Here is a 16,706-nt window from a genome sequence, read left to right as displayed (position 1 = left end):
GTCACTCGGAGTCCGGCGGATCGGCCAGGGCGTCGCGGAGGGCGGCGCGGGAGGTGATGCCGAGCTTGGGAAATACCTGGTAGAGGTGCGTGGAGACCGTTCGCGGGGAGAGGAAGAGGCGGGCGGCGATCTCTTTGTTGGTGTGGCCTGCCGCGGCGAGCAGGGCGATCTGGCGTTGTTGCGGAGTGAGGGACGCCAGGCCGGTGCTGGGCGTGGAGACGGTGATGCCGGTGGCTCGCAGTTCGCCGTCCGCGCGGGCCGCCCAGGGGGTCGCTCCGAGCCGGTGGAAGGTCTCCGCGGCGGCTGCCAGTTGACGGCGGGCGTCGGTAGTGCGCTTGGTACGGCGCAGGTGGGAGCCGTAGGTGAGTCGGATGCGTGCCAGGTCGAAGGGCCAGCGTTCGCTCCCCGGTTCGGTGATCGCCTGTTCGAGGGCGGCGATGTCGGGGCGGGGTTCGGTGATGGCCGTGCAGGCGAGGACGACCAGGCGTAGCCGTGGGGAGAGCCGGTCGAGGCGGCAGTCGCGGGCGGCGGCGACGTGGGCCGCGGCCTCGGTACGGCGGTTGGTGTGGATGGCCGCTTCGACGAGGTCCAGGAACACCCACAGTGCCTGCGGAGCGTAGGGGGCGAGGGTCCCCGGTGGGCTGATGGCGGCGGCGTTGTGGAAGGCGGTCTCGAAGTCCGCTCGGCCGAGGGCGGTGAGGCTGCGGATGTGGGCGGCGTAGGCCGCGACGATCCCGGCGCGCCGGGGCGCGGCCCAGGCGTCCATGTGGCGGGCGATGCGTGTGGTCGTCCGGGAGTCACCGCAGGCTGCCGCCAGCAGGGCGGCGGTGAGTCTGCCGGGCCAGGCCAGCAGGTGGTAGCCGTGGGTGTCGCAGAGCTGGAGCCCTTCGTCGGTCAGCTGCCGGGCCTCGTCCCATCTGCCGGTGTGGAAGGCATCCTGGGCGAGGAGGAACAGCGCTTCGATTGCGGAGGTGACCGCGCCCCCTTCCCGGCCGTGCTGGATGGCGCGCTGGAGGGGCTCGCGGCAGTCGGAGAGCCGGTCGAGGTAGGAGACGGCGATTCCGGTGCGGATGATGCGGGCGGGGCTGACCTGTCGGCCGAGGTCGGCGACGGAGGCGTCGGCGCGGGCCAGCATGGCCGGGGTGAGGCGGGCCGGGTCGCTGAAGGTCGCCGACAAGATCGCCAGGAGTTCGGGTGGGCGCGGCGTGAGGCGGTCGACGGTGGTCCGCAGAGATGGCCACAGGTCGGCGCGGCCGCCGAAGAAGCAGATCATGAGCAGGGTGTAGAGCGCCTCGATGAGGACCTTGTCGTGGGCGTCGCGGGGGTCGTCCAGGTGGTGGATGGCGGTGGTCAGCAGCCGGTGCGCGGTGTCGACGTCGCCATCGGCGTGGAGCAGCTGATAAGCGCCGGCGACGGCGGTCGAGAGCGGGCCGCGGGGGCCGGGGTCGGCGCGGCGGGCCTGCTCCAGGAGGCGGGGGGCGTCGCGTAGATCGCCGGTGACGATGGATCCCAGGTAGGCGGCTTCGGCCAGCCGTCCGCTCCGCCCCTTCCCGGATGGGCTGAGCTCGGCGGCGCGCAGCAACTCGGTGACGGCGCCGACGGAGTCGCCGCGCCTCAGGTTGGTGTGGGCGACCTCCTGGAGGAGCGCGGCGACCCGTTCGTCCGGTTCCTCGGTGGCCTCGGCCAGGTGCCAGGCGTGCCGTTCGGGCCGGTCGGCGAGGCGGGCGGCGAGTTCGGCGTGGGCGCGGCGGCGCTGTCGGCTGGTCGACAGTTCCACGACCGTCGACCGGATGAGCGGATGACGGAACGTCAGGCGTTCGGCGGACTCATCGGCGTGTACGAGACCGGCGCGTTCGGCGGGTTCCAGGCCCGGTCCCTCGCGGTCGGCGGCGAGGGCTCGGATCAGGCGCAGATCGCCTGTGCCGTCCAGGACCGCCGGCAGGAGCAGTTCGTAGGTCGAGGTGGGCAGCGCCTGGATACGGGAGGCGAAGACCGTCTGCAGTCGGCGGCTCAGAGGTAAGGCCGCGGGAATGGTTCCGGCGGCGGTGTGGGTGAGGTCGCCGAGGGAGACGGGGAGTTCGAGCAGGGCGAGCGGGTTTCCCAGGGCGGTCTCCAGCAGCCGCCGCCGCACGCGTGGTGTCATCACGGGGTAGCGGGTGGTCAGCAACTCCGCCGCCGCCTCTTCCGAGAGCGGCTCGACGTGCATGACGGTCAGGTCTCCCTGGTCGAAGAAGCCGGCCTGGCCTGTCCGGCACGCCGCCAGGAGGCCCGCCGGAAGGCCGGTGAGGCGGCGCGCCACCATCCCGAGCACGAGCGCGCTGGCGTGGTCCAGCCACGGCAGGTCGTCGACGATGAGCAGCAGTGGCCGCTCCTGTGCGGCCTGCTGTCGCAACAGTGCCAGCACCGCGCCGGCGACCAGAAGTGGTGGGGGCGGCGGCCCTTCGCCCAAGTACAGGGCCACGTTCAGAGCCCGGGCGTGCAGGGGGCTCAGGTGGGACAGCTCCGCCGAGCACGGCTGGAGGAGCTGGTGAAGGGCGGCGAAGGAGATGTCGGCCTCGAACTGCGAGCCGGTCGCCCGCAGCAGCCTGATCCCGCAGTCGGCGGCGATGGCGGTGGCGTGGTCCAGCAGGGAGGTCTTTCCGACCCCCGCATCGCCCGACAGCAGGAGCGTCTCCCCCGCTCCCTCAGTGACCCGGCCGACGAACAGGCGTAGCCGCTGAATCTCCATCTCGCGGCCGATCAGTTCGACCGGTCCGGTGGCCGCCCGGCCGTGGGGTGCACTGTGCCCGTCCATCTCCCGACCTTGCTCTGCCTTCCGGACCATGTCCAGTCCGCGGATCGGTCACCGGGCCTGGGAAGGATGATGTTGTTCAGGCTGTCGTGTACCGGGTCGGGCCGCAGCGTGGGCGTCCCGCCCGGCCGGAGCGGCCGGGCGGGACGGTTCGGCCGCGGCGCGGGAGCGCCGCGGCCGCTACTGGTCGGTGAGGGCCGCGGCGGCCTCGGCGATGACGGCGGCCACGGCGGCGGGGTTGGACACGTAGACCGCGTGGCTTCCCGGAGTCTCCGTGACGGTCGATCCGGCGCGCTCGGACATGGCGCGCTGGGCGGGCGGCGGGATCATGTGGTCGTCGGTGGCGACCAGGTACCAGGACGGCTTGGTCCGCCAGGCCGGTTCGGAGATCGCGCCGCCGAGCGCGTCCACGCCCCACGGCACCTGTGAGTCCGCCATGAACGCCGCCTGTGCCGCAGGCAGATCGCCGGCGAACGAGGCCGCGAACTTGTCGCGATCCAGGAACAGGAACCCGTCCTTGGGTGGCAGGATCGGCGGGACGGGCGCGCCGGGCGGCGGGTCGACGATCAGCGTGTTGACCGATTCGCCTTTGTCGGGCGCGAACGCGGCGATGTAGGCCAGCGCGGCGACGTTGGGGTGGTTGCCGGCCTCGGTGATGACGACGCCGCCGTAGGAGTGCCCGACCAGGACGGCGGGACCGTCCAGGCCGTCCAGCACCTGGTGGGTCGCGGCGACGTCGCCGGCCAGCGACAGGGTCGGATTCTGCACGACGGCCACCCGGTAGCCGTCGGCGGTCAGGTGGTCGTAGACCCCCTGCCAGCCGGAGCCGTCGACGAACCCGCCGTGCACCAGCACGATGTTCTTCACTTCCGGACCTGCGTTCACGCCGTTGCCTCCTTCGCCCGAGCTTCGCCCCCGGACTCGATGGGGAGATGCCACGGACGCTAGAACGGCGGCAAGGCGCATCGATTGCGTCAGATGACGTAGTTCGCGAACGGCTAGCCGACGTACGCCGGGGCGAGGGCGGCGGTCATGACGCGGCGCGGTGACCCCGTGCCGTCGGCCGGCACCGTCCACAGGTCACTGCCGTAGTCGCCCGCCATGGCGTACACGACGGTGTCGGGGCCGGACCAGACGACCTGGTCGTCGACGCTGCGGTGCTCGGCGAGCGGCGTCTCGCGCATCGTCGCGAGGTCCAGCGCGTACAGCCGCCACGGCGCGTCCGGCGACGCGCCCCTCACCCGTTCCTTGAACACCAGGCGGGTGCCGTCGGGTGACAGGGACGGGCATTCGACGTTCTCCCGCAGGGTGCGCACGGTGTGGGCGGCGTCGTCGCCCCGAACGAGGTACGTGCGCCCGCCCGTCGCCAGCGTCGCGTAGAAGTGGGTGTCGTCGGCGAAGGTGACGCCCCAGAAGTTGACGTCGGCGGCCCGGTAGGGGCGGCCGTCCCTGGTGATGGCGTACGGCTCCAGGCTGCTCTGCAACCGCCAGGTGCGCGTGTCCAGGATCGAGGTGCGGGTGGAGAAGGCCGTGCCGGCGTAGGAGTCACCGCTGACGAACACCGTCCAGGCGACCATGCGGCCGCTCGGCGACACCCGCGCCCGCGTCGGGATGCCGCCGAGCGGGAAGTGCCGCAGCTCGCGCAGCCGCGAGTCCAGGACGACGGCCCGGTAGGTGTCCTGGACGGCGCCGTGCACCGCCTGCAGGCAGATCCCGGTGCCGGCGGCGGTGGAGAAGCGCAGGCATCTGACCCCTGACGCGGTCCGCGGGCCGTCCGGCGCGACGGCGGGTACGGTGGCGAGCTCGTCGCGGTGCGGCCCCCAGGCCATGTTCCGGAACACCATCAGGCGCCGGGAGCTCGCGGCAAGGGAGACGCGACCGGCCGAGACCGGCGGCCCGCCCGCCTGCTCCCGGTCCCTGCGGCCGGCCCGGTTCGCGGCGTGCAGGACGGAGGCGGTGGCGACGGCGGCCAGCACCACGACGGCGGCGGCCAGGACGAGCAGGCGGTTGCGGTAGGTCATACCGGCCCTTCCGACGCGGGGGCGGGGGTGGTCATACGCGTACGGCCTCGGCGGGACGCAGCCACGCGGTGACCGCGACGCACAGGGCCAGGGCGAGCGTGGTGGCGGTCAGGGCGGTGCGGTCGCCCCACGCCGTCCAGGCGGCGCCGAACGCCAGCGAGCAGACGAACCGCGCCGTGGCCTGGCCCGTCTGGACGAGCGCGAGGCCGCTGGAGCGCAGCCCGGACGGTACGGTCGCGGCCGCGGCGGCCATCAGCACGCCGTCGGTGGCCGCGTAGAACGTGCCGTGCAGGGCCAGGACGACGTACGGCATCGCGGCGAAGTGCCACGACGTGAGCAGCAGCCCATAGGCGGCCAGGAGGAGGACGTGCCCGCCGAGGAACACCCGCCAGCGGCCGAGCCGGTCCGCGAGCCGGCCGAGCGGCACGGTGAGCGTGAGGAACGCCGCGGCCGTGCCCAGCGGCAGCAGGGCGAACCACTGCACCGGCACGTCGAACCGGTGCTGCAGCACCAGGTACACGAACGAGTCGCTGACCGTGGCGAGCCCGAGCAGCAGCGCGCAGATCGACAGGCGCCGCAGGTCACGGCCGCGGAGCAGCGCGAGCGCCGCGCGCAGCGAGACCTTCGGCGCCTCCGCCGTCTCCGCGTTCCGTCCGGACCGTCCGGGCACGAACAGCAGCAGGACCAGCACGCCCGTGACGGCCACGCAGGTGCTCACGGTGAACACCGCGTCGTACCCCTCGGCGGCCTGCCGGAGGATCACGAAGGCCACCAGCGGGCCGAGCAGCGCGCCCGCGGTGTCCATCGCGCGGTGGACGCCGAACGCGCGGCCGTGCGTCTCGGGCGCGGACGCGAGGGAGATCATGGCGTCGCGCGGAGCGGTGCGCAGGCCCTTGCCCGTACGGTCGGCGGCCAGCACGGCGCCGATGAGCGGCAGGGAGTGCGCGAGCAGGAGGAGGGGCTTGCACACGGCCGAGAGGCCGTACCCGGCGACGGCGACCGCCTTGTGGCCGGCGCGGCGGTCGGCGAGGTGTCCCCCGGCGAGCCGTACGACGGCGCTGAATCCGTTGTAGACGCCGTCGAGGAGGCCGAAGCCGAGCGGTGAGAGCCCGAGCCCGGCGACGAGGTAGAGCGGCAGCACCGCCGTCACCATCTCCGACGAGACGTCGGTGATCAGGCTGACGGCGCCGAGCGCGAAGACGGTGGGCGCGATGGCGGCGGCCCGGGGCCCGGGACGCAGCGCGCCCCGGGCCTCGGCCACGCCGCCGCTGTCGGCGACGTACATCCGGTCAGCTCGCCCAGATGCCGGTGATGTCGGTCGCGGAGGCCGCGTTCCCGGCGTGCGAGGTGCCGTACATGTCCTCGATCGTGCGCAGGACGTTGTAGTGGTTGTACCGGGTGCCGGAGCTGCTGCCCGCGCTCACCGGCTGCCCGTACAGGACGGTGGCGATGCGGTTGCCGCTGAGGCTGTTGTCCTCGTCGAAGGTCACGATGAGGACGCTGTTGTGCGTCTTGGCCCAGGTCGCGTACGCGCCGAGGTTGGTCTTCAGCCACGTGTCACCGGTCGAGACCGAGCAGTCGTGCATGTCGCTGCACAGGTTCGGGATGACGAAGGAGACCTTGGGCAGGGTCGTGAAGTCGGTCGGGAACTGGCCGAACGTCAGGGCGGTCGAGGTCGGCACGTTGCCGAACCCGAACCACGGGTTGTGCTTGCGGGCGTAGTTGCCGCTGCTGCACGTGGTCGAGCCCTGGCTCGGCAGCGACTCGTTGTAGCTGGCCCAGGACTTGCCCGCGGCCGCCAGCTCGGACGCGAGGTTCGGGGCGGAGCTGAACCCGGGGGTGTAGCAGCTGTCGTCCGTGATGCCCTGCGTCGAGCCGGAGAAGATGGCGAAGTAGTTGGGCTGGCTGGGGTGGGTGAGGGCGTAGGAGGCGGTGAGGACGGCGCCCCCGCTCTTGAGGGAGTTGATGTACGGCGCGCTGGAACTGCCGATGATCTGGCTGTAGGCGTGGTTCTCCAGCATCACGATCACGGTGTGGTCGGGAGTCGGGACACTGCCCGCGGCGTTCGCGGTGCCGCTGGTCCCGGCCCACACCCCGGCCGCGGCGGCCGCGAGGCCGAGCGCGGACGCGAGGGCGGCGAGGGTACGGCGGGCCGGTCTTCTTCCGGCGCGTGGCATCACTGGGACCTCCGGAGGGGTCGGGTGTGGGGCCCTGGGGCGGTGCCCCGCCAGAGTGTGAATGCAGGAGACGTGGCTGAATAGTGGCGTCTGGTGAAGTATGTCCGAACCCTGCGTTAAGGCCGTGGTCAGAACGGCGAAGCACCGGGATTCGGGGGTTCGACGGGGCGCACCCTCAGATTCGCCGCCAGCGGACGTCGCCGCCGACGACGGTGGTCAGGACCTTGGTGCGCAGCACCGCGTCCGCCGGCTCCCGGTAGGGGTCGGTGTCCACCGCGATGAAGTCGGCGAGCCTGCCCGGCGCGAGGACGCCCTTGCGGTCCTCCTCGCCCGCGGCGTGGGCCGCGCCCAGGGTGTGGGCGGCGATGGCCTCGGCCATGCTCAGCCGTTGCTCGGGCTGCCAGCCACCGGCGGGGTCGCCATCGGGGCGGGTACGGGTCACCGCGGCGTACAGCGCGGCGAACGGGTTCGGGTGCTCGACGGGAGCGTCGGAGCCGAAGGCCAGCGCCACGCCGGCGTTCAGCATCCCGCGCCAGGCGTACGAGGCCAGCTCGCGGCCGGCCAGCAGCGAGTCGACCAGGTCGATGTCGCTCGTGCAGTGCACGGGCTGCATCGAGGCGACGATGCCGAGCCCGGCCATCCTGGGCAGGTCGCCGGGCCGCAGGTGCTGCGCGTGCTCGATGCGGTGCCGCAGCCCCGCCGTGCGGCCGACCGCCTCGTACGCGTCGATGACCAGGTGGTTGGCCTGGTCGCCGATCGCGTGCGTGGCCACCGCGATGCCGGCGCCCGCGGCCCTGGCGAACAGCCTGACCAGATCGTCGTACGGCGTGACGGCGATGCCGACGTTGCCCTGCTCGCCGGCGAAGGACTCGCTCATGTGGCAGGTGTGCGAACCCAGCGCCCCGTCGCTGAAGATCTTCACGGGTCCGGTGCGGAACCAGTCGTCGCCCTGCCCGGTACGGCGGCCCTCGGCGATGGCCGCCTCCAGGTGGTCCATCGGGATCGCCTTGTGCACGCGCAGCTTCAGCTCGCCGGCCGCGTGCAGGTCCAGGTAGGCGGCCCGGCAGTCCTCGCCGTCGATGTCGTGCACGCTGGTCAGGCCGAGCGCGAGCAGCTCCTCCTGCGCGACGCGGAGCTGGTCGCGCAGGTCGGCGGAGACCATGCGGTCGCGCAGCGGGTAGGACGCCGCCTCGCGCAGGATGCCGGTCGGCTCCCCGTTCGCGTCCCGGACGATCTCGCCGCCGACCGGGTCGGGGGTGTCGGCGTCGATGCCGACCAGCCGCAGGGCCGCGGAGTTGGCCCACACGGTGTGGCCGTCCACGCTGGGCAGCGCGACCGGCAGCTCGGGGCAGACCGAGTCGAGCGCGTACCGGTCCGGCTGCGCCGGCGGGTCCCAGGTGTTGCTGTTCCACCGGCCGCCGAACAGCCAGGCGCCCGGTCGCAGCCGCGCCGCGTGCGCGGCCACCCTCGCCAGCGCCTCCTCGAGAGAGCGCACGTCGCGCAGGTCGACCGCGCCCAGGCTCTGGGCGTACTGCGCGGTGTGGACGTGGGCGTCGTACAGGCCGGGGAGCACCGCGGCGCCCTCCAGGTCGATCAGCTCCGCCTTAGGACCGGCGACCGCGCGCACCTCCGCCTCCGCGCCCACGGCCAGCAGGCGCTCGCCGTCCACGGCCATGGCCCGGGCCGGCGGCTTTCCGCTGTCTCCGGTATGGATGGCGGCGTTGCGGTACACGCGAATGCTCATGCACGACCCTCACGGACTCGAGCGACGGTGGCCATCACTGTAGGAGTCTCCCGGCCTGACGAGTGAGGGGACCATGCTCCGGCGGCCGGGCCCGGCCGCCGGAGCGCCGGTCATCTCACGTCTCGAACGACGCGAGGTACCGCGCGTACTCGTCCCGCTCGCCGTCGAGCAGCGAGTGCGGATCGCCGTAGACGTACTCGAAGATCTCGCCGGGCGCGGGGTCCGGCATGTTCCGTACGCCGTCGCGCAGGCGCTTGAGCAGCCGTTGTGCCTCCGCGTCCGCCTCGGCGAAGAACGCGTCGTCGGCGTGGCCCTCGGCGACGAGGAGCTTGCGCAGCCGGGTGATCGGGTCTTTGCGCCGCCATTCCTCCAGCTCGCTGTCGAGGCGGTAGCGGGCGGCGTCGTCGGACGTGGTGTGGCTGCCCATCCGGTAGGTGAACGCCTCGATCAGCGTCGGCCCCTGGCCGGTGCGCGCGCGGTCCAGCGCGGCGCGTGTGACGGCGAGGACGGCCAGCACGTCGTTGCCGTCGACGCGCACGCCGGGGAAGCCGAAGCCCTCGGCCCGGCGGAAGATCGGCGTACGGGCCTGGTTGTTCACCGGCGTGGAGATGGCGAGCTGGTTGTTCTGGCAGAAGAAGACCACCGGGGCCTGGTTCACCGCGGCGAAGACGAATGCCTCCGATACGTCGCCCTGGCTGGTCCCGCCGTCGCCGAAGTAGGTCATCACGGCGGAGTCGGCGGCGTCCATCGTGGCGCCGACGGCGTACCCGACCGCGTGCAGCACCGAGGGGCCGATGACGATCGTGTACGGGTGGAAGTTGTGCGTACGGCCGTCCCAGCCGCCGTTGACCCCGCGCCACAGGCCCATCATGTCGAGGGGGTCCATGCCCCGGCACCAGGCGACGCCGTGCTCGCGGTAGCAGGGGAAGACATAGTCGTCGTCGCGCAGGGCGCGGCCCGAGCCGATCTGCGCGGCCTCCTGCCCCTCGAGCGAGGGCCACAGCGCCAGCTCGCCCTGGCGCTGCAGTTTGATCGCCTCCGCGTCGAAGCTGCGGGTGAGCAGCATGTCCTGATACAGCCCGCGCAGCTCTTCGGGCGACGGGTCGATGGCGTACTCGTCGTGCTCGACGCGCTCCCCCGACGGGGTCAGCAGCTGGACGAATCCGGCCGTTTCCAAGTCTCCTCCTTCTCCGGGCGTCCGGCGCGCTCACGGGTCTCGCCGCGCCGGGCCGCCCGTCGCCGGCCACGACCGGGAGGCGGCGCGGGCGCCGCCGGGCGCGGGCGCCCGGCCCGGTCATGGCCTGGGTCGTGGTGTGCCGCACTGTGGGGCGGACACCGCTGGACGATGTGCGACTCCGTGCCCTGATATTGCCTGAGCGGACGAAATCCCGCCAGAGCCCCTATCGCCATGCCGGACACATGCCCGATGACCAGCGCAGAGCCGTAAAACCGCACCGAGTGCGCTGACCGGCGCCAGTCGAAATGGCATGACTGCCCGGTCACGCTGCGTCATTCGGATTGCGATGTACGATGCCCTGTTCCGTCACCAAGTGTCCGCTTCGGCGCGCTACGACCTCTCGTTTCGGGCATTTCTTTGGGATGGTCGTGCGGGGTCGTGCCGGATACTCGGGAAAGGCCCCGCCCAGGGTACCGAAACGCCCGAATTGATCCCTTCCTGGACTGTGGTCGCCGAGCATTTGGTACGCCCCGGGCAGCGGACCCGAAGCCATCCCGGCCGCCGGTTCGGTCGACCGGGGTGACGAATCCGCTGCTATCGGACAGGGATCAGCCTGGTCCCCGTACCGTCATAGGGCACCATGAGATCCACCGGACAGGTCCCATGTGGGCTTGCGAATCCATGTTCGCCCGGCGACGCTCTGCCGCTGTTGCCGTCAGGAGTAGAAGCCCTTGAAGTACTCCTCCGGCGAGAGCGTGAAGTCCTCAGGCCGCAAATCCCGAAGCTGTTCGTAGCGATCACCGAAGGCATCGATGGCTTCACGGATGCCGTATCCGAACTCCTCGCGGAGAATCACTATCGCCGGGACGATCCGTCTATGCACGATCAGTTCGTCGATCTCAGGCCACCGGTCGGTCACGGCTGAATCCTCACACGCGACCCCTCGCCGCGTCATCCCCGCTTCGGCCTCATAAAGCGCCGACTTATACCGGGGGCGGTGTCAGCTTTCCGGCCGCGCCTCTGCCGGTGGGACGGTCGCGGAGAGGGCGCGGAGGTCGTCGAAGGCTTGGAGGAGATGCGCGTCCAGGCTCTGCGAGGGGTCGTCGATCCAGGCTTGGGCCGCTTGGTGGAAGGTGGCCCAGCCGGTATGAGCGGCCAGGGCGGCCAGCCGGTCGGTGACACCGCGCTGCCGCAGCGCCTCCGCCAGGGCGTCGGTGAGCGACGCGGCCTTGGCCAGGTCGCGCTCGCGGAGCGCGGGCGTCGCGGCGATGAGTTCCAGGCGTGGTTCGGAGAACGGGCGGTTGTCCTCAAGGATCCGCCCGGCTTTCCGGAAGGCACAGAGCAGTATCTCGAGCGGCTGCAGACCGCCGGGCGCTTCGGCCACCTCCCGCGTCAGCGCGGCGCGCAGGTCGGCTTCGCCGTCGAAGAGCACCTCGCGCTTGTCCGGGAAGTGCCGGAAGAACGTGCGCTCGTTGACGCCGGCCCGGGCGGCGATCTCCGCCGCGGTGGTCTGGTCGAACCCGCGCTCCCGGAACAACTCCAGGGCCGCCTGCTGCAGGCGGCGGCGCGCTTCTACTCCGCTCCGTGGCACGCCCTGATGCTACCGGAGATGTCAGTGACCGACGCTACGTTGCGCCAGCGACTGACATTACGTGTAGGGTCAGCGACTGGCGCTAAGCAGCGCCAGTCACTGACGTTAAGTGGGAGAGCTCCATGCATGTATTCGTCACCGGGGGTTCCGGCCTGACCGGCCCCACCGTCGTCGCCGAGCTCGTCGCGGCCGGCCACACCGTCACCGGTCTGGCACGCTCGGATGCCGCCGCCGCCCGGCTGGAGTCACTGGGCGCCACACCCCACCGCGGCTCCCTGGACGACCTCGACAGCCTGCGCAACGGCGCCGAAGCCGCCGACGGCGTCCTGCACATGGCCTTCGGCGGCGACTTCGCCGACCCCGACGGCATGATGCGGCGCGACCGGACCGCGATCGAGACGCTCGGCCGAGCAATGGAGCACTCGGGCAAGCCGTTCGTCAGCACCTCGGGCACGTTGGTCATGCCCGCCGGCCGGGAGACCACCGAGAAGGACGAGCCCGACGCGGCCGGGATCGCCGGCTTCCGGATCCCGGGCGAGCGAGCCTGCCTGGACTTCGCCGCCCGGGGCGTACGCGCGAGCGTGGTCCGGCTCGCTCCCACCGTCCACGGCCCCGGGGACTACGGCTTCATCGGCATGCTCGTCGCCACCGCACGAAAGACCGGCACGTCGGCCTACATCGGCGACGGCGCCAACCGGTGGCCCGCCGTACACCGGCAGGACGCGGCGGTCCTGTTCCGCCTCGCGCTGGAGAAGGCGCCCGCGGGCAGCGTGCTGCACGGAGTCGCCGAAACCGGCGTGACCTTCAAGAGCATCGCCGAGACGATCGCCCGGGGCCTTGATCTGCCCGTGGTCTCGCTGACCCCGGACGAGGCCGCCGCGCACTTCCCCAGCCCGTTCATGGCCACCGTCTACGGCTTCGACGCCCCCGTCTCCAGCACCCGCACTCAGGAACTGCTCGGCTGGTCACCCACCCACCCGACGCTGCTCGGCGACCTGGAACACGGCGACTACCTCACCGCCCCGGCCTCCTGACCGAGTCGTAGGTCTCGTCGGGACGCTCGGCCTCGAGCGACAGGGTCGGGCGGCCCGGCCGTACGACGGACCTCAGTCCTTGGTACGGCCGGGGTTCGGGGTGGCGCACAGGGCGTCGTCGACCAGCTTGCTCTCGGCCTGTTCTATGCGCAGGACGTGGTCCGCCGTATCGGCGTTCGCGCCCGACAGGGAGACCGTGACGCTGCGCCGGCCGTCGGCGGTGACGCCGGTGGCCGTGATCCAGCCGGAATCGCCGCCCTCGTGGCCCCAGTACGTGCCGCCGCACGACAGTGGGCGCGAGAAGACCCCCAGCCCGTCACGGGCGCCCGGCATGAGCGGTTCGAACTCCTTGCCGACTGGAGCGGTCTGTTTCATCTGCGTCAGCTGCGCCGGGGGCAGGAGCCGGCCGCCGAGCAGGGCGCGGAAGAATCGGTTGAGATCGGCGGTGGTGGAGACGAGGCCGGCCTCCCCATTGTTGACCAGGCTGACCTGCTCGGTGACGTCCACGAGTGGTTCGCCGGGCTTGAACCGCTGGTAGGTCTCGGCGTGTGGCTGGGGCAGCTTGGGGGAAGCGCCCGGCGAGAAGGTGTGACGGAGGCCGAGCGGCCGGGCGATCCGGTCCCGTACCTCCTCATGCCAGGGGTGCCCGGTGACCCGCTGGATGATCATGCCGAGCAGGGCGTAGCCGGTGTTGGAGTAACTCCACTTCTTCCCAGGCTGGAAGTCCGGCCGGTGGCGCATCGCCCGAGCGACGATCTGCTCGGGGGTGTAGGTGTCGTAACGGTGCTGGTAGAAGTCCTTCGCCGAGGTGTAGTCGGGGTAGTCGTCGTGGATGCCGCTGGTGTGCTGGAGCAGGTGGCGGATGGTGATCGCGCGACCGTCGTTGCCGTTTCCGTGCACCACGCCGGGCAGCCATCGCTCGACCGTGTCGTCCAGGGAGAGCCTGCCGTCGCCGGCCAGTTGCAGGATCACGGTGGCCACGAACGTCTTGGTGACGCTGGCGATCCGGAAGTAGCCGTCCGGGGAGACCGGCCGCCGGGTCGTCAGGTCGGCGACGCCGCTGGTGGCGGTCAGGTTCCGGCCGTCCGGGGTGACCAGGCGGGCCTGCACTCCCGTCACGCCGAGTGCGGTGATCGCGTCGGCGTCGCGCCGGAGCCGGCTTCGGTCGTCGTGGTGTGGGGCGGCGCTCGCGCCGGACGTACAACCGGTGGAAAGGGTTCCGGCCACGATGGCGGCCAGGGCCAGGTTCCGGCGGATGGACCGGCCGCGCCGCCGCGGTGAACGCATCGGTGAACTCGTCATGGGCGTTGACGCTAGGTCTGGCCGGGGGAACCGGACGATACAGCGCACCAGTGAGAAAAAGGGGTAGTGGGCTGTAGTGCCGGGCTCGGTCGCCATGGCCCAGACTCATGCGGGTGAACCACCATGAGGCCGGTCGGCTTTCGGCGATGTGGCGCGGTCTGGCTTATCTGCTGGGAAGCCTGCTCACCGCTGCGGTCGCCCTGTTCGCGCTGCCCGTACTCATCGTCCCGATGATGACCCGCGCCTGGGCGTCCTGGCATCGTCGCCGCGCCGACCGGCTGCTGGGCCGTCCGCCTTCCGGCCCGGTCCGTGTCGGGGCGTGGCGGGTTCTCGGGTGGCTGGGCACCTACGTCGTGACCAGCCTGGCGTTCGGGCTCGTCGCGGTGATGTGCGCGGGCAACGCGGTGGCGACGGCCGTCACGGTGCCCTTGTGGTGGGCGTTGCCCGCCGGCACCCGCGCGGGCGGCTTCGGCGCCGGTGTTCCCCTGTCCGGGTGGGGCACGGCGTTGACCCTGGGGACCGTGCAGTTCGTCATCTTCGCGGCCCTGACCTTCGGGCTGGTCCCGCTGCTGGCGCGCCTGCACGCCCGGATCTGTGGGGCGTTGCTGTGCCCCTCGGCCGCGGAGCGGTTGGCGCAGCGGGTGGAGACGCTGACCGAGACGCGGGCCGGCGCCATGAACGCGCACGGCGCGGAACTCCGCCGGATCGAACGTGACCTGCACGACGGCACCCAGGCTCGGCTGGTGGCCATCGCGATGCGGCTGGGCGTGGCCCGTGAGTCGCTGGGCGAGGACCCCGAGATGGTGGGCAGGCTCCTGCGGGAAGCGCATGAGAATACCGAGGAGGCCATGGTGGAGCTTCGCGAGGTGATCCGGACGATCTACCCGCCGATCCTCGCCGATCGTGGACTCGCCGGGGCGCTGACCGCCCTGGGGAGCCGATCGGCGATCGACACCACCCTCGACATCGGCGACCTGGGCGCGATCCCCGCCGCGGTCGAGGCCGTGGCCTACTTCACGATCGCCGAGGCGCTCACCAACGCCGCCAAGCACAGCCGGGCCGCACGAACCACGGTCCGGGTCGTACGCGCCGGTGACCGGCTGTCGCTCGAGGTCACCGACGACGGGATCGGCGGCGTCGACGAGACCCTGGGCACCGGCATCGCCGGAATCCGCCACCGCGTCCTCGCGCTCGACGGCACCGTGCACCTTCACAGCCCCGCCGGCGGCCCGACCACGATCGCTGTGAGCCTGCCGTGCGGGTCGTGATCGCCGAGGACAACGTCCTGCTGTCCAGCGGGCTGGAGCTCCTGCTGACCGCCAAGGGCTTCGACGTCGCCGCGATCACCCAGGACGCCCCAGGCTTCCTCGCCGCCGTCACCGAACACCGGCCGGACGTCACCATCGTCGACGTACGGCTGCCGCCGACCTTCCGCGATGAGGGCATCCACGCCGCGCTCCACGCCCGCCGCCGGCACCCCGGCCTGCCGGTCCTCGTCCTCTCCCAGTACGTCGAGCAGCAGTACGCGGGCGAGCTGATCTCCGATGAACGCGGGGGCGTCGGCTACCTCCTCAAGGACCGGGTGAGCCGGGTGAGCGAGTTCATCGACGCCCTGCGGCGGGTCGCCGCCGGCGGCACCGTCATGGACCCCGAAGTGATCGCGCAGCTTCTCACCCGTCACGCCCACGACCCGATCGCCGACCTCACGCCGCGCGAACGCCAAGTGCTCGGCCTGATGGCCGAGGGAAAGGACAACGCCACCATCGCGGCCCGGCTCGTCATCACCGAGAACGCCGTCCACAAGCACATCGGCAACATCTTCGCCAAGCTCGGTCTCTCGCCGGCCGACAGCGGCCACCGCCGCGTCCTGGCGGTCCTCACCTACCTCAGCCGCCAATGAGCCCGGCCCTGAGCTGATCAACGGGACTACCATCGGTCGGCCATGGGCCAGATGTCGATTTCACGAGGATGGCCGCTGGGCGGGACGTGCCTGGCGGCGGTGGGTGCGCTGGTGGCGCTCGCATGGGCGCGCGAGAACCTGGTGGTCGTCGCCGTCAGCGGGACGAGCATGGAACCCACGTTGCGCGATGGCGACCGGGTCCTGGTGCGGCGCCGGTCCCTCCCCCGGGTGCGCCGCGGGGACGTCGTCGTCCTGGAACCGCCGCTGGACGGCCCCTACCTGCCGGGCCCCGCAGGTCCCGACGGCCGGATCTGGAACGTCAAGCGCGCCGCCGCGCTCCCCGGGGACCGGCTGCCGCCCGGCGTCCCCGGGGACGGCGACACGGTGCCGCCCGGAACCCTTGCGGTCTTCGGCGACAATCCGGACAGCGTCGACTCCCGCCAGCGCGGCCTGTTCCCCGGCGACCGGCTACTGGGTGTGGTGGTGCGCCGACTGAACGTCACGTATCCCCAGAGTCAATAGCCGTCCCGATGGCAAGAACCGCCAAGATCACGACGCGGTTGATCGCACAGTCCACAACAGCGCGCCGCCGGGGACATCGCCCCTTGCCGAAGATGATCAACAACATCTAGCTTCTGGACCAGCCGCGCCGATCATTTTGAAAGGCGCCATCCTCGTCCGAGGCTGGAACGTTCCGGCTCGACCTGTGAGGAGATCCTCATGATCCGTGCACTCAACCGTCTGGGCGACCGGATGCTCGGCAAGGTCCTGCCGAACACGACCGCCCGTGCCGAGGCCTGCTGGTGGGACCAGTGGGGCTCCCGCTGCTGCATCTACGCCGGTAAGACCTACTGCAGCTGACGCGACGGACGGGGGCGGCCCGCCCCCGGGCGGGCGGGGCCCGGCAGCGCCCCCGCACCCCCCCCCCCCACAAAAACACCCCCCCCGCGGCAAACACCCCAAATAACC

At 71.7% G+C, this 16,706-nt stretch carries 15 protein-coding genes; 5 read left to right on the top strand and 10 right to left on the bottom strand.

Annotation, left to right across the window (positions count from 1 at the left end):
* Window position 1: 1 nt before the first annotated feature.
* The 9 genes from AB0L00_RS21495 to AB0L00_RS21455 all read right to left on the bottom strand — a co-directional run bounded on the left by AB0L00_RS21495 (window position 2) and on the right by AB0L00_RS21455 (window position 11,501).
* Entirely contained in the window at window positions 2-2,794 is a 2,793-nt protein-coding gene (locus AB0L00_RS21495) for an AAA family ATPase (protein ID WP_364436785.1), read from the bottom strand.
* 177 nt (window positions 2,795-2,971) lie between these two features.
* Window positions 2,972-3,676, bottom strand: a complete 705-nt coding sequence (locus tag AB0L00_RS21490) for an alpha/beta hydrolase (RefSeq protein WP_364436781.1) — start codon at window positions 3,674-3,676, stop codon at window positions 2,972-2,974.
* A gap of 113 nt (window positions 3,677-3,789) precedes the next feature.
* Window positions 3,790-4,812 carry a hypothetical protein gene (locus AB0L00_RS21485; protein WP_364436778.1) on the bottom strand — a complete coding sequence of 341 codons (1,023 nt, stop codon included), beginning with the start codon at window positions 4,810-4,812 and terminating at the stop codon, window positions 3,790-3,792.
* Window positions 4,813-4,843: 31 nt separating this feature from the next.
* The gene (locus tag AB0L00_RS21480) at window positions 4,844-6,097 is read right to left on the bottom strand and encodes an MFS transporter (RefSeq protein WP_364436776.1); all 1,254 of its coding nucleotides are present in this window, start codon (window positions 6,095-6,097) and stop codon (window positions 4,844-4,846) included.
* 4 nt (window positions 6,098-6,101) lie between these two features.
* Window positions 6,102-6,989 carry an alkaline phosphatase family protein gene (locus AB0L00_RS21475; RefSeq protein WP_364436772.1) on the bottom strand — a complete coding sequence of 296 codons (888 nt, stop codon included), beginning with the start codon at window positions 6,987-6,989 and terminating at the stop codon, window positions 6,102-6,104.
* A 175-nt stretch (window positions 6,990-7,164) separates the two neighbouring features.
* Complete coding sequence (locus AB0L00_RS21470) at window positions 7,165-8,733, bottom strand: amidohydrolase (protein WP_364436769.1); 1,569 nt, start codon at window positions 8,731-8,733, stop codon at window positions 7,165-7,167.
* 115 nt (window positions 8,734-8,848) lie between these two features.
* Window positions 8,849-9,910: a pyruvate dehydrogenase (acetyl-transferring) E1 component subunit alpha gene (gene pdhA / locus AB0L00_RS21465; protein WP_364436766.1), complete on the bottom strand. Its 1,062-nt coding sequence runs from the start codon at window positions 9,908-9,910 to the stop codon at window positions 8,849-8,851.
* Between the two features lie 715 nt (window positions 9,911-10,625).
* Window positions 10,626-10,829 carry a hypothetical protein gene (locus tag AB0L00_RS21460; protein ID WP_364436763.1) on the bottom strand — a complete coding sequence of 68 codons (204 nt, stop codon included), beginning with the start codon at window positions 10,827-10,829 and terminating at the stop codon, window positions 10,626-10,628.
* Window positions 10,830-10,910: 81 nt separating this feature from the next.
* Window positions 10,911-11,501: a TetR family transcriptional regulator gene (locus AB0L00_RS21455; RefSeq protein WP_364436760.1), complete on the bottom strand. Its 591-nt coding sequence runs from the start codon at window positions 11,499-11,501 to the stop codon at window positions 10,911-10,913.
* A gap of 122 nt (window positions 11,502-11,623) precedes the next feature.
* Here AB0L00_RS21455 and AB0L00_RS21450 point away from each other — a divergent pair, with 122 nt between their 5' ends.
* Window positions 11,624-12,535, top strand: a complete 912-nt coding sequence (locus AB0L00_RS21450; protein ID WP_364436757.1) for an SDR family oxidoreductase — start codon at window positions 11,624-11,626, stop codon at window positions 12,533-12,535.
* A 72-nt stretch (window positions 12,536-12,607) separates the two neighbouring features.
* On the opposite strand, the gene AB0L00_RS21445 is transcribed toward AB0L00_RS21450, so the two are convergent.
* On the bottom strand, window positions 12,608-13,837 hold the full coding sequence (locus tag AB0L00_RS21445; RefSeq protein ID WP_364436755.1) for a serine hydrolase domain-containing protein: 1,230 nt from the start codon (window positions 13,835-13,837) through the stop codon (window positions 12,608-12,610).
* Between the two features lie 113 nt (window positions 13,838-13,950).
* Here AB0L00_RS21445 and AB0L00_RS21440 point away from each other — a divergent pair, with 113 nt between their 5' ends.
* From AB0L00_RS21440 to AB0L00_RS21425, 4 genes are all read left to right on the top strand, one after another.
* Window positions 13,951-15,105: a histidine kinase gene (locus tag AB0L00_RS21440; RefSeq protein WP_364436752.1), complete on the top strand. Its 1,155-nt coding sequence runs from the start codon at window positions 13,951-13,953 to the stop codon at window positions 15,103-15,105.
* Window positions 15,093-15,737 (top strand): response regulator transcription factor, encoded by a 645-nt coding sequence (locus AB0L00_RS21435; protein ID WP_364436749.1) that lies wholly within the window; start codon window positions 15,093-15,095, stop codon window positions 15,735-15,737. The genes AB0L00_RS21440 and AB0L00_RS21435 overlap by 13 nt, the downstream gene beginning before the upstream one ends.
* A 51-nt stretch (window positions 15,738-15,788) precedes the next feature.
* Window positions 15,789-16,259: a S26 family signal peptidase gene (locus AB0L00_RS21430; RefSeq protein WP_364436747.1), complete on the top strand. Its 471-nt coding sequence runs from the start codon at window positions 15,789-15,791 to the stop codon at window positions 16,257-16,259.
* Window positions 16,260-16,457: 198 nt separating this feature from the next.
* The gene (locus AB0L00_RS21425; RefSeq protein ID WP_364436744.1) at window positions 16,458-16,598 is read left to right on the top strand and encodes a hypothetical protein; all 141 of its coding nucleotides are present in this window, start codon (window positions 16,458-16,460) and stop codon (window positions 16,596-16,598) included.
* Window positions 16,599-16,706: the final 108 nt, after the last annotated feature.

The sequence above is a fragment of the Actinoallomurus sp. NPDC052308 genome (genome assembly GCF_040679195.1).
In the GTDB taxonomy this organism is placed as follows: Bacteria; Actinomycetota; Actinomycetes; order Streptosporangiales; family Streptosporangiaceae; genus Actinoallomurus; species Actinoallomurus liliacearum.
The sequence above is the reverse complement of the archived record's forward strand: the minus strand, read 5'-3'. Positions and strand labels throughout refer to the sequence as shown.

Bases quoted from the DNA above. Each gene is read 5' to 3' on its own strand.
- AB0L00_RS21495 (WP_364436785.1), bottom strand. From the start codon at position 2,794: ATGGACGGGCACAGTGCACCCCACGGCCGGGCGGCCACCGGACCGGTC.
- AB0L00_RS21485 (WP_364436778.1), bottom strand. From the start codon at position 4,812: ATGACCTACCGCAACCGCCTGCTCGTCCTGGCCGCCGCCGTCGTGGTG.
- AB0L00_RS21480 (WP_364436776.1), bottom strand. From the start codon at position 6,097: ATGTACGTCGCCGACAGCGGCGGCGTGGCCGAGGCCCGGGGCGCGCTG.
- AB0L00_RS21475 (WP_364436772.1), bottom strand. From the start codon at position 6,989: ATGCCACGCGCCGGAAGAAGACCGGCCCGCCGTACCCTCGCCGCCCTC.
- AB0L00_RS21470 (WP_364436769.1), bottom strand. From the start codon at position 8,733: ATGAGCATTCGCGTGTACCGCAACGCCGCCATCCATACCGGAGACAGC.
- AB0L00_RS21450 (WP_364436757.1), top strand. From the start codon at position 11,624: ATGCATGTATTCGTCACCGGGGGTTCCGGCCTGACCGGCCCCACCGTC.
- AB0L00_RS21445 (WP_364436755.1), bottom strand. From the start codon at position 13,837: ATGACGAGTTCACCGATGCGTTCACCGCGGCGGCGCGGCCGGTCCATC.
- AB0L00_RS21430 (WP_364436747.1), top strand. From the start codon at position 15,789: ATGTCGATTTCACGAGGATGGCCGCTGGGCGGGACGTGCCTGGCGGCG.
- AB0L00_RS21425 (WP_364436744.1), top strand. From the start codon at position 16,458: ATGATCCGTGCACTCAACCGTCTGGGCGACCGGATGCTCGGCAAGGTC.